This window comes from Moheibacter sediminis (genome assembly GCF_900176425.1).
GTDB classification, from domain to species: Bacteria; Bacteroidota; Bacteroidia; order Flavobacteriales; family Weeksellaceae; genus Moheibacter; species Moheibacter sediminis.
In genome coordinates this window covers 181,640-193,980 of record NZ_FWXS01000002.1, presented here as the reverse complement: position 1 = coordinate 193,980, position 12,341 = coordinate 181,640, and the positions used below count along the sequence as shown (strand labels likewise).

The 12,341-nt window shown below is 36.7% G+C and carries 11 protein-coding genes; 8 read left to right on the top strand and 3 right to left on the bottom strand.

Annotation, left to right across the window (positions count from 1 at the left end):
• Positions 1–79 precede the first annotated feature (79 nt).
• A complete protein-coding gene (dnaB, locus tag B8977_RS03820) occupies positions 80–1,657 on the bottom strand; it encodes a replicative DNA helicase (protein ID WP_084016340.1) in 1,578 nt (525 codons plus the stop codon).
• A 235-nt stretch (positions 1,658–1,892) separates the two neighbouring features.
• Between dnaB and B8977_RS03815 the strand changes: the two genes are divergently transcribed.
• From B8977_RS03815 to B8977_RS03790, 7 genes are all read left to right on the top strand, one after another.
• Complete coding sequence (locus tag B8977_RS03815; RefSeq protein ID WP_084016338.1) at positions 1,893–2,816, top strand: energy transducer TonB; 924 nt, start codon at positions 1,893–1,895, stop codon at positions 2,814–2,816.
• Between the two features lie 77 nt (positions 2,817–2,893).
• Positions 2,894–3,085, top strand: a complete 192-nt coding sequence (locus B8977_RS14985) for a C4-dicarboxylate ABC transporter (RefSeq protein ID WP_143736310.1) — start codon at positions 2,894–2,896, stop codon at positions 3,083–3,085.
• Positions 3,030–3,959: a PstS family phosphate ABC transporter substrate-binding protein gene (locus tag B8977_RS03810; protein WP_084016336.1), complete on the top strand. Its 930-nt coding sequence runs from the start codon at positions 3,030–3,032 to the stop codon at positions 3,957–3,959. The genes B8977_RS14985 and B8977_RS03810 overlap by 56 nt, the downstream gene beginning before the upstream one ends.
• Before the next feature lie 104 nt (positions 3,960–4,063).
• Positions 4,064–5,395, top strand: a complete 1,332-nt coding sequence (locus tag B8977_RS03805; protein ID WP_084016334.1) for a PhoH family protein — start codon at positions 4,064–4,066, stop codon at positions 5,393–5,395.
• A gap of 124 nt (positions 5,396–5,519) precedes the next feature.
• Positions 5,520–8,423 carry a protein translocase subunit SecD gene (secD, locus tag B8977_RS03800; RefSeq protein ID WP_084016333.1) on the top strand — a complete coding sequence of 968 codons (2,904 nt, stop codon included), beginning with the start codon at positions 5,520–5,522 and terminating at the stop codon, positions 8,421–8,423.
• A gap of 77 nt (positions 8,424–8,500) precedes the next feature.
• Positions 8,501–8,791 (top strand): Sec-independent protein translocase subunit TatA/TatB, encoded by a 291-nt coding sequence (locus B8977_RS03795; protein ID WP_245828417.1) that lies wholly within the window; start codon positions 8,501–8,503, stop codon positions 8,789–8,791.
• Complete coding sequence (locus B8977_RS03790) at positions 8,791–9,360, top strand: phosphatase PAP2 family protein (protein ID WP_143736308.1); 570 nt, start codon at positions 8,791–8,793, stop codon at positions 9,358–9,360. Before B8977_RS03795 ends, B8977_RS03790 begins: the two co-directional genes overlap by 1 nt.
• Position 9,361: 1 nt before the next feature.
• On the opposite strand, the gene hisE is transcribed toward B8977_RS03790, so the two are convergent.
• Complete coding sequence (gene hisE, locus B8977_RS03785) at positions 9,362–9,688, bottom strand: phosphoribosyl-ATP diphosphatase (protein WP_084016327.1); 327 nt, start codon at positions 9,686–9,688, stop codon at positions 9,362–9,364.
• Between the two features lie 111 nt (positions 9,689–9,799).
• Positions 9,800–10,837: a DUF4407 domain-containing protein gene (locus tag B8977_RS03780; RefSeq protein ID WP_317043182.1), complete on the bottom strand. Its 1,038-nt coding sequence runs from the start codon at positions 10,835–10,837 to the stop codon at positions 9,800–9,802.
• Positions 10,838–10,984: 147 nt separating this feature from the next.
• Between B8977_RS03780 and eno the strand changes: the two genes are divergently transcribed.
• Positions 10,985–12,277: a phosphopyruvate hydratase gene (eno, locus tag B8977_RS03775; RefSeq protein WP_084016323.1), complete on the top strand. Its 1,293-nt coding sequence runs from the start codon at positions 10,985–10,987 to the stop codon at positions 12,275–12,277.
• Positions 12,278–12,341: the final 64 nt, after the last annotated feature.

Below are 12,341 nucleotides of genomic sequence, written 5' to 3'. Positions count from 1 at the left end.
AAGATTTTACTATCAATATGTTAATCCTCCGGATTCGTGGTTGGAGAATAATTTATAAATATTTTTTCAACCGAATCAGTTAAAAAGCCAATCCGTCATCTTCATCTTTGGAAGCATCATCATATTCGTCAAACGAACCGAAGGAATCCGCAGGATTGAATGTCGGCAGATTGATAGAGCTACCAATTTCCTCATTGCCGGAATTAGATTTATTCATTGAACTTTGGAATTCAAAATCCCCACCAAAAGGAGAATCTTCTTCTAAGTTGGCAAACTTGGCTTGGTTTTGTACAAACTTCAAACGCACATTGTCCAAAGCTCCATTTCTATGTTTAGCGATGATGAATTCTGCCTGTCCAGCACAAGGTGTTGCATTTTCGTCGTCCCAAACTTCCAATTTGTAATATTCCGGACGATAGATAAAGGAAACTATGTCGGCATCCTGCTCGATCGCACCCGATTCACGCAAGTCAGAAAGCAAAGGGCGTTTACTTCCACCACGTGTTTCTACTGCGCGGGAAAGCTGAGAAAGGGCGATTACCGGAATGTTCAATTCCTTCGCGATTGACTTCAAACTTCGAGAAATCGTAGAGATTTCCTGTTCACGGTTTCCGTTAGACTTTCCACCTCCTATAGTCATCAGCTGCAAATAGTCAATCACAATCAGCTTCACACCATGTTGTGAAACAAGTCTTCGTGCTTTCGCTCGCAAATCAAAGACCGAAAGTGCCGGCGTATCATCTATATATAATGGCGCATCTTCCAAAGCTTTCACTTTGGTATAAAGCTGCTTCCATTCGTGGTCCTGTAACGTAGCTTTTCTTAATTTTTCAGAATCAATACCCGTTTCACTCGAAATCATACGTGTAATCAACTGCACGCTCGACATCTCCAGAGAGAAAACCGCTACCGGGACCTGACTTTCTACCGCCATGTTTCTTGCCATAGAAAGGATGAAAGCCGTTTTTCCCATACCCGGACGTGCTGCAAGAATGACCAAATCGGATTCCTGCCACCCTGAAGTGATTTTATCAATCCTTTCAAATCCGGACGGAACACCGCTCATTCCTTCCTTTTCAGACATTGCTTTGATCTTGTCAATCGCTTGTCTGACCAATGTATTGGAATCAGTAAAGCTTTTTTTAATTCCACCTTCAGTAATTTCGAATAACTGGCTTTCTGAGAAATCCAATAAATCAAAAACATCTGAAGTATCATCGTAAGCTTTCTCAATTACATTATTTGAAATTTCAATCAAACGGCGAAAAATATATTTTTCAGTCAATACACGCGAATGGTATTCAATATGTGCTGAAGAAGAAACTTTTTGGGTCAATTGCACCAAATAATAATCTCCTCCCACTAAATCCAATTTACCTTCGTTTCTCAATTCATTAGAAACTGTAAGCAAATCAATCGGTTGGGTATTGTGAAACAATTTCTGAATAGCTGCAAAAATGGTTTGATGTGCGATTTTATAAAAAACCTGCGGCGTCAATACATCGATGACTTCATCAATTCCTTTTTTGTCAATCATCATGGCGCCAAGCACGGCTTCTTCCAAATCGACTGCTTGAGGCGGAATTTTACCACGCTCTAAGTTAATGACCTTCTGCGGTTTAGATGTTGTTAATTTTGTAATGTCCGGATTTTCCATAGGACTTGCGAAGGTATGAATTTGAATTTCATTTTGAACTAATTCAGGTGAAATAAAGTTTTTAACACTCCGACTTTAGTTAAAATTTCAATTTTAAGATTTCAGGGCATACAATTTGATTTATGATAAATATCATGTTTATCATGTGTTTAGAGAACAAAGTCGTTAAATATCGAACCTAAATCAAGTTCTATAATCCGGCTGAGTAGAATAATTAACTTTTAATTTTTAATTTATGAAAACAAATCAACACAATTCACTGGACGAAATTGTTTTTGAAAACAAAAACAAAGCGTATGGAGCTTATTACAACCGTATCACTGCGGGATTTGACTTGATGAAATCTCTTTTCATTACTGTTTTTGGTATAGGGATTTTGACTTTGATTCTTTCTTTTACTATTAATAAAGAAAAAATTATAGCTGATACCGGCGGTGTTACAGTAACTCTCCATCCTGATGTTTACAACCCTCCTTCAGAAGATAAAAAAGTAGAACCTATAAAAAATGATGAGCCCGCACCAAAAATAAAAATGGTTAAGAGTGATGAAACCGATATAGTTCCCACTCCCACAAATCAGCCTGAAACCCAAACTCCAATGAGAGATAATGATAACTTGTCAACAGTAATTTCAGGAGATAGAGATATTGACGGTGATGTAAATACAGGAATCAAAACCCCTCAGCCTGGCGGAGAAGATAACGGTCAAGGAAAAGGCGGTAACGACGAGGGTGGAAATGGTGAAAAAGTAGAAGAAAATAATAATACTTACTACGCCAGAGATGTTTCAGAGATGGCTGTTTTTCCCGGGTGTGAAAGATTTACAGGAAATAATTTAAAATTAACCAACTGTATGTCCGAACAATTGCAAAAAGAATTGGCTAATCAGATAACTGATTTTGAATCAACTGCTCAAAGACAAGGAATTAACGAAGCTGTTGCGAAGATTCAATTTGTAATCGATAAATCCGGAAAAATTGTAGGAGTAAAAACCGTGAATGGTGGAAACGTTGAATTGAGCAAAGAAGCTAAAGAAGCTTTAGAAAGAATTTCTAAAAGATTAGTTCAAAAAGGTAAATATATAAAACCAGCAAAATTTAATGACGGAACTGATGTCAATCTTATTCTTACCATACCTGTGAAATTTACTTCTAATTAGATTTTAAATCTGATTAAATTTTGAAAGCCCTTTTATATAATAAAAAGGGCTTTCATTTTTTTCTTTACCTTTGAGGCATGATCAGACAGGTTATATATGTATTCATGGGATTTCTGTACGCAGGCATGGGAGTTTTTGTGATTTTGAGAGAATGGTTTTTAACTGAATTAACACCCGTTGCCGCCAAAGCATTGGGCATATTATTTATAGCTTATGGCACATTTAGAACTTACAGAGCGATCAAAGCAATTCGCACCAAAGATTTTTAATTTTTTAGGGTTAATTTTTCTTGGATTAATTGTTTTTTCCTGCAAAGATAAAAAGGAAGAAATTTCACACCAACGTGGCGAAATGACCATTTGGGTAGATCCCGCAAATAAAAATTTAATCGAAGCTTTGACTGATGTGTATGTGATGAAATTTCCTGAAGTGAAATTTAAATTCGTTTACGAGCCCGAAAATATAATTCTCCAAAATTTAATTAACTCTAAAGCAACTGCAGCTTTTATTAACAAACCACTTTCAGACCAACAAACAAAGTATATCTATCAACAAACAACCATAGAACCCCGTTCGACACTTTTAGCTTATGATGCAGTTATTTTCATTGCAGGAAAGGAAAGCAGCATAGAGTCGGTTTCTATCGATGATTTGAAAAACAGCCTTTTGGCAAATGATAATCGATTTGTTTTTGATGATGGAAACTCAGGAAATTTCAATACGGTTACAAATATTTTAAAAATTGAAATTCAACAAGGACAAAAAGTACGCGCCTTGGAAAATTCACAACAAGTAATCGAGTTCGTAACGCAATCTACCGGAACAGTTGGAATCATCGGCATGAATGTCATCAGTGAAAAAGACAATCCCGAAGTAAAAGAAATTCTAAGCAAAATAAAAGTGCTTCCCATAAAAGATTCTGCAAATGTCTTGAGAGAACCGACAGTTGAAAATATTTTAGAATTCAATTATCCGTTTTTCAAAGGCGTTTATTTCATCGTGAGCGAACCGGGATTTGGTATCGGAAGCGGTTTCTCCCGTTTTGCAGGTTCACAACAAGGACAATTAATTGTCGGACGCGAAGGTTTGCAGCCAAATTTTTTATATGACCGACAAGTTAAAATCAATAACAATCCATTATAATTGTTGATAGTTCGTTTATAAATGTTGATAGATTTTAAGTTAATTTCACTTTGAACCCTTAAAAATTTCGTCAATTTATAATTCACAAATAAAATGAATTGTAAATGGCACGCGCGAAAAAAAAGATATTTGTACTCGACACTTCGGTCATCATTTATGACCATAAGTCTATCATGAACTTTGATGAACACGATGTTGTACTTCCCATCACCGTTTTAGAAGAGTTAGACGATTTCAAAAAAGGAAATGACACCAAAAATTTTGAAGCAAGGGAATTCATTCGTTTTCTGGACAAAACTTCCAAAGACCATTTGATTCAGGATTGGATTCCGCTTCCGGGTGATAAAAAAGGTTCATTCCGGATTGTTATGGAAACCAACGGTATCGAAACCAGCGCCACAAAAATTTATGGCGATTCCATGGACAATAAAATTTTAAATTCATGTTTAATTATTACCAAACAGGAACCCAAACGCCAAATCGTCCTTGTCACAAAAGACGTTAATTTAAGGCTAAAAGCGAAAGCATTAGGAATTCGTGCAGAAGATTATGAAACTGGAAAAGTTCAGATTGTTGACAATCTGCCAACCGGAATTCAGACTTACACAGATTTTGACCAGGAAATAATTGATTCCTTATATAAGGACTACGCTGTTCCTTTGGATGTTATCGAAGGAAAATTGAACATCTATCCCAACGCTTATTATATATTACAAGGAGAAAAATCTTCTGCGCTTGCTTATTACAACCCGTTTGAAATGCAACTGGAAAGAGTTAACAAACAAACGAGTTTCAATGTAAAACCACGAAATGCAGAGCAGGCATTTGCATTTCACTCCATCATGAAAAAAGACATAAAGCTGGTTGCGCTTCACGGCGTTGCCGGGACCGGAAAGACTTTGATCGCGCTTGCCGGAGCTTTGGCTCAGAAAAAAGATTATAAACAAATTTATTTGGCGCGACCAATTGTTCCATTAAGTAATAAGGACATCGGTTATCTGCCGGGCGACATCAAATCTAAAATTGATCCTTATATGCAACCGCTTTGGGATAATTTGAAATTTATTCAGTATCAATACGATGAACATGATAAGGAATACAAACAAATCACTTTGATGGTGGAACAAGAGAAATTATTGATTACGCCGCTTGCCTATATCCGGGGAAGAAGTTTGTCTGACGTAATTTTCATTGTAGATGAAGCGCAAAACTTAACGCCACACGAAATCAAAACTATCATCACGCGTGCGGGAGAAAACACGAAATTCATTTTCACAGGAGATATTAAACAAATTGATACACCATATTTAGATGAACAATCCAACGGTTTGTCTTATCTGGTTGACCGCGTTCAAGGGCAGAAATTGTTTGCTCATATACAATTAATCAAAGGAGAAAGAAGTGAATTGGCAAATCTGGCGAATGAATTACTTTAAGTTTTGAACTTGAATTATTAATTACTTGTTAAAAAAAACTTATTAACTCAGAGACTTATTTTGGTTAAGTTAACTGAGACCACTATATTTGCCCGTTTAAAAATTCTTAATAAGACACGAAATTATGCGAGGAAAATGGCTCATTGCAGGAATTGCAATTATATTAGGGTTTCTTTGTATCAGACAGTTAAGTTACACTTGGTACAGTAACAAAATAGAATCTGACGCCAAAAGATTATCGAAAAATGCTGTTCAGGAACAGGAAGTGCTTGATAGTTTGGCAAAAGACACTCTAAATCTGGGGATCATTCAGTACAACTACCAAAATGCAAAAGAAAAAGAGTTAAAGCTCGGTTTGGATTTGAAAGGTGGTATCAACGTTATTCTTCAGGTACAGGTTAGAGATTTATTGCAAAATTTAGCAAACAACAGTCAAAATCCTGTTTTCAACGAAGCTTTGGATGCTGCTGACATCACACAAAGAAGTCAGGGCGGTAGAGCTTATGTTGATATTTTCTTTGAAGAATTTGAGAAAATTCGTCAGGCAAAAAATCAAACGCTTCCTTACGCTTCTCCAGAAGTTTTCGGAACGCGCCAGAATGCTGAGAAAATCAAATTTAACGATACCGATGAAGTTGTAAAAGAAACTGTAAAAGCAGACATCGATGCGAAAATCGGGACTGCTTATCAGGTAATTTCCTCACGTATCGACCAGTTTGGTGTAGTTCAGCCTGTCGTTCAGCGTTTGGGTAGCCGTGGTGACGGACGTATCTTGGTGGAATTACCGGGAGTTAAAGATACTGAACGTGTAAAAAGATTATTACAAAGTACAGCGAAACTGGAATTTTGGAAAGTTGAAGCAGGAAGACAAGACGTAGTTTCTTTCTTTTATGGTTTGACTCCATCTAAATTTGGAATTACAGACGTTCAAAGCCTGCAGACAATCATGCAGCCTTCTCCAAGTAATTCTACTTTTGTTGTGCAAACCAAAGATACAGCTGTTGTAAATAAAGTTTTGAAATCTTCATTGTTAAAAGCAGAAATGCCTTCATCAATCAGAAATTTCAAATATTTCTGGGCTAACAAAACAATGCAGTTAGGCAAAAACGCTCCGGCAAGTAATTCATTAGAATTATATGTTTTGAGCGGAAATGCTGAAGGAAACCCACTTTTGGGTGGGGACGCTGTAAAAGAAGCAAGAGGTGAAAGAAATGCAGGTTCTATTTCAAATGAACCAATCGTCTCTATGCAAATGACAACTGCGGGAGCACGTGACTGGGGAAGACTTACCACGGAATTGAGCCAGAAAGGCGGACAGTCAAGAGAAAGCGTTGCAATTGTTTTGGATCATTTGGTTTATTCAGCTCCAAGCATCAACGAACCGATTTTAGGAGGAAACTCACAGATTTCCGGAAACTTCACCTTGACAGAAGCACAAGATTTAGCAAACATATTACAAGCAGGTAGCTTACCGGCTTCAGCAAAAATCGTTCAGGCGGAAGTTGTAGGACCATCACTCGGACAAGAAGCCATCAACAGTTCATTGATTGCATTCGTTGCGGTATTTGTCTTGATTTTGGTTTGGATGATTTTCTACTACAGCCAAGCAGGTGTATTTGCAAACATTGCTTTGGTTTTGAATATTTTATTCCTTTTAGGAATTATGGTTTCGATGGGTGCGACCTTGTCACTTCCTGGTATTGCGGGTGTTATCTTGACGATTGCGATGGCAATTGACGCCAACATTATTATCAACGAAAGGGTAAAAGACGAATTATTTTTAGGTAAAAATATAAAAGAAGCAGTTTCTATCGCTTATTCATGGAAAGGTGCAATTTCTGCAATCGTAGATACGAACGTAACTTCAATCCTTACCGCAATTATCTTATTGATTTTTGGTAAAGGTCCGGTTCAAGGTTTTGCAACTACATTGATTATCGGTTTATTGTTATCGATGTTTACTGCAATTTTCTTAACGAGATATTTCGTAGAAAAACGTTTCGAGAAAAATAAAAATGTTTCTTTCTATACATCAATTACAAAAAATTGGTTCCAGGGAATGAAAATTGACTTCATGTCAAAACGTAAAATGTTCTATATAATTTCAATTGTGGTTTCTATTCTTTGTATTGCTTCATTGGCAATCAGAGGATTAGATTTAGGAATTGATTTCCAAGGGGGCAGAACTTATACGGTAAGATTTGAAAAGCCAGTAAATGCAAATGATGTTGCACAAAGTATCGAAGAAACTTTGATAGATGAAAGTGGTACTAAATACACACCGGAAGTGAAGATCTTCGGACCATCAAACCAAGTAAAAATTACAACTAAATACAAAGCTGAAGAAGAAGCGACAGCTGTAGATGATGAAATCAAACAAAAAATCTACAACGGCGTGAAGACTTTCCTTCCTGCGAATATGACTTATGAACAGTTCTCAGCAGACGGAACGACCATCGGTATCTTATCTTCTGTAAAAGTTGGACCGACCATCGCAAGTGACATCACAAGAGACTCAATCATTGCTGTTGTTTTGGCATTGTTAGGTGTAGGACTGTACATTTTGTTCCGATTCAAATGGCAGTATGGTGTAGGTATCGTTGCCGGAGTTGCGCATGATGTTATCGTGATTCTTGGTTTGTTCTCTTTGTTCAAAGGAGTTCTTCCTTTTAACCTGGAAATTGACCAGGCATTTATCGCAGCAATTTTGACAGTAATCGGTTATTCATTAAATGACTCGGTGGTAATTTTTGACCGTATCCGTGAATACATCGGATTACACCCGAAAATGCCGCTTTATGAATTGATTAACAATGCAACCAACAATACCCTTTCAAGAACTATCAACAACTCGATCAGTATGTTCTTGGTAATTTTAATCATCTTCATTTTCGGAGGTGAAACCATCAAAGGATTTATGTTTGCGATGTTGATTGGAGTAATTGTCGGAACTTATTCATCTATTTATATTTCATCTCAGATTATGTATGATTTGAGTAAGAATAAAGAAGATGCTAAAAAAATATAATTGATAATACAAAGTTAAAATAGAAAACTCCGGAAGCAATTTCGGAGTTTTTTTATTACAGATTGTTTACATTTGCAATGATGAATTCATTAACAATACTTCCGGCATTTATCAGTTTTCAAGAATTAACGATAATTCTTCTTTTTGCGGTAATTATATTCGGTCCTAAAAAAATCCCTGAAATAGCAAGAGGATTAGGGCAAGGAATTCGTGCCATGAAAGAGGCAACAGAAGACATCAAACGTGAAATCATGAATCCTGTGGATGACATCAATCCCGTGAAAGACATTCAAGATACAATCGAAGATTCTAAGAAAGAAGTTGAAGAAACTATTGAAGATGCATTGGGTCCGGTAAAACGTAAATAGTGCAGGAAATAATCCAGTTAGATAAAGACTTATTTTTATACCTGAACACATTAGGAACTCCCATGTGGGATGGTTTTTGGACTTTTATCTCAGAACGTTTCTATTGGGTTCCACTCTATATTTTTTTAGTTTATCTGGTTTACAGAAATTTCGGGTGGAAAAACATGTTCATCATTTTAGGACTTACAATTCTGATGATTGCTTTGACAGATCAGATAACTAATTTTTTCAAAGGAACTTTTTTAAGATTACGCCCTTGTTTCACAAAAGAGTTTGAAGGAATCATGCGTCCCGTAGGATGCGAAAGACGTGGAGCTCACGGTTTCACTTCCGCACATGCTTCCAATCACATCGCGCTTGCGATATTCTTAGGCTTAATTTTCAAGGATAAAATTAAATGGTTAATCTATGCACTACTCGTATGGGCAATTGTAATCTCTTACAGCCGTATATATTTGGGTGTACATTTTCCTTTAGACGTAATTTGCGGTGGAGCGATGGGACTGATATTCGGATTGATTTTTTACAAGATTTACATCTGGATCACAAAAAAATACAACCTCTCCTAGCCTATTTCTTTTTCTTTTTCAATCTCTTTTTCAGGATTTTCAAAACATCGCGCAAACCAAATCCCCGCGCATGAAGTGCCATCAGATAATAAAAGAAAACATCAGCAGCTTCTTCTAGGAAATTCTCATCACTTCCTTGCTCGGATGCGATGACCATTTCAACTGATTCTTCGCCCATTTTCTTGGCAATTTGCGAAGTTCCCTTTTGGTAATAGCGTTTGATTTTATCTTCGGGAGCATCAGGACGTTTCCCATGCTCTATCTTTTCTTCTAATTTCTTGAGAAAAGGAAAATCTTTTTTTATTTCAGGATTTATCGGAGTTTCCATCGGAGTTTTCTGAATTGTAAAAATATCAAAAAAACCTAATTCTAATTATTTTTGAGTTAATTTTTTATCTGTTTCAACTAAATTTTATACGAATTACAGATTGTCAGCCAATTACATCTCTTCTCTGATTCTTCTATCACTCCTTTTTCGGTGAATGGTCACTCTTTCATCAGATGAAACATCCATTTTTTCTTTCGATTCCCAACCAAATATTTTGAAGCTGTATTCATGTTTGTCCAAAAGATAATCATAAGGACCTTTCGGAGAAATTAATTTCACCAAAACCGGAGCCATTTCCAAAGAAATAAAAACACCCATGATGAAAAGTGAAGCCAATCCCAAAATTTCATTGTTTTTGCTCAATTCACTCAAAGCCTGCATCCGTGCAGCAAATCCAGTATAATTATCCTCCGTCGGTTTCGCCGCATCCAACTCTTTTTGTTTTTGGGTTGAAAGATTATCCACTTCCTTGTCCAATTCTCCCAAACGCGGTTGCATCTGTGCGATGTAACCTTCGAGTTCTTCTTTTTTTGCTTGTTTTAATTCTTCTTTTCGTTTCGCATTCGGACCATAACCCACTTTTCCGGTTGTAGTTTCCGTAGCCGTTCCTACAACTTCTTTTTCCAATTCTGAAGAAGCAGAATTGTATTCATTTCTTAAAGAATTAATTCTGTTGTAAATTTCATTTCGTTCATTCGTGAAACTACCTGAAAGTTGTGTGTAACGGAAATTGACAGAATCCTGAAGCATCGTTTTATTTCGGTTAATAATGACGTTCAGTTGTTTGTCAATTTCCTTTTCAAAAATCCTTAATTCCAAAGGTTTAGAAATTACAATTCCCAACAAGGCTGCCAAAATAATCCTCGGAGTCGCCGCAAAAAATTGTCTAAAGAAATTTCCTGATTTACGCATCGAAGCCACGATAAATCTATCCAAATTAAAAATCATCAATCCCCACAAAATTCCAAATCCGACGGCTGACCAAATGCTATCAAAAACAGAATACAAAGCATAGCCCGAAGACAGGGCTGCCAATATAGCAGTAAACAAAATCACACCGCCGATTCCTGCATGTTTATTGATTTCAGTAGGAGATTTTTCCAATAAAGTGATGCTGCTTCCCGAACACACCACCAAAAATTTTTGCATCCAATTCATTTTATAGAAGGTACTTTGTTTTACCAATTACCATAAATATCGTGCCAAATGTTACATTATGTTAAAATTATCTAGCTTCATTCAATTCTAAAAATCAAATTTCATTACATTTGGACAACAATTTTAAAAAATAATTCAATGAGCATTATTACGCACATTCACGCGAGACAAATTTTAGATTCAAGAGGAAATCCAACAATAGAAGTTGATGTAGTTACAGAAACAGGAATTCTCGGAAGAGCGGCAGTACCATCGGGTGCTTCGACCGGCGAACATGAAGCAGTTGAACTTCGAGATGGTGGCGATGCCTTTTTGGGAAAAGGAGTTTTGAAAGCAATCCATAATGTGAATGAAATAATTGCTGAAGAATTAGTAGGTTTCAATGTTTTTGAACAAGCATTGATTGACAAAACGATGATCGAATTGGACGGAACGGAAAACAAATCCAAATTGGGTGCAAATGCAATTTTGGGCGTTTCGCTTGCAGTTGCTCACGCTGCTGCAGGTGAATTAGGCTTACCGCTTTACCGTTATGTAGGCGGTACAAACGCAAAAGTTTTACCGGTTCCGATGATGAACATCGTAAACGGCGGTTCTCACTCTGACGCTCCGATTGCGTTTCAGGAATTCATGGTATTTCCTGTTGTAGCAAATTCTTTTTCACACGCTTTGCAAAAAGGTGCAGAAATTTTCCACAACTTGAAAAAAATCCTTCATGACAGAAACCTTTCAACTGCCGTGGGTGACGAAGGGGGCTTCGCTCCTACTTTTGAAGGAACGGAAGATGCTTTGGATACCATTTTGGAAGCGATCAAAAAAGCAGGTTACAAACCGGGCGAAGAAATCAAAATTGCTTTGGATTGTGCTGCTTCTGAGTTTTTCGTAAACGGTAAATATGATTATACCAAATTCGAAGGAGATAAAGGAGCTGTTCGTTCTTCTGCAGAGCAAGTTCAATATTTACAAGAATTAAGCGAAAAATATCCAATTATCTCAATCGAAGACGGAATGGACGAAAACGATTGGGAAGGCTGGAGATTATTAACTGATGCAATTGGCGACAAAGTTCAATTGGTAGGAGATGATTTGCTGGTTACGAATGTGAAAAAATTGAAAAAAGCAATTTCAGAAAAAACTGCGAATTCAATTTTAATTAAAGTAAACCAAATCGGAACTTTGACCGAAACAATCGATGCGGTTCAAATGGCTCAAAATGCAGGTTACACAGCAGTAATGTCACACCGTTCAGGTGAAACGGAAGACAATACAATTGCTGATTTAGCAGTTGCTTTGAACACAGGGCAGATCAAAACTGGTTCAGCTTCCCGTTCAGACCGTATGGCAAAATACAACCAGTTAATCAGAATCGAAGAAATCTTAGGAGAAACAGCAGTTTATCCCGGAATGTCAGCATTTAAAATCAATCAATAAACCATTAGGAATATTGATAAATCTCATATCAAAAATTGAAAGAGTTTATCGTATATTGCTAACA

Coding starts and splice junctions, on each gene's coding strand:
- dnaB (WP_084016340.1), bottom strand. CDS start 1,657: ATGGAAAATCCGGACATTACAAAATTAACAACATCTAAACCGCAGAAG.
- B8977_RS03815 (WP_084016338.1), top strand. CDS start 1,893: ATGAAAACAAATCAACACAATTCACTGGACGAAATTGTTTTTGAAAAC.
- B8977_RS14985 (WP_143736310.1), top strand. CDS start 2,894: ATGATCAGACAGGTTATATATGTATTCATGGGATTTCTGTACGCAGGC.
- B8977_RS03810 (WP_084016336.1), top strand. CDS start 3,030: ATGGCACATTTAGAACTTACAGAGCGATCAAAGCAATTCGCACCAAAG.
- B8977_RS03805 (WP_084016334.1), top strand. CDS start 4,064: ATGGCACGCGCGAAAAAAAAGATATTTGTACTCGACACTTCGGTCATC.
- secD (WP_084016333.1), top strand. CDS start 5,520: ATGCGAGGAAAATGGCTCATTGCAGGAATTGCAATTATATTAGGGTTT.
- B8977_RS03795 (WP_245828417.1), top strand. CDS start 8,501: ATGATGAATTCATTAACAATACTTCCGGCATTTATCAGTTTTCAAGAA.
- hisE (WP_084016327.1), bottom strand. CDS start 9,688: ATGGAAACTCCGATAAATCCTGAAATAAAAAAAGATTTTCCTTTTCTC.
- B8977_RS03780 (WP_317043182.1), bottom strand. CDS start 10,837: ATGCAAAAATTTTTGGTGGTGTGTTCGGGAAGCAGCATCACTTTATTG.
- eno (WP_084016323.1), top strand. CDS start 10,985: ATGAGCATTATTACGCACATTCACGCGAGACAAATTTTAGATTCAAGA.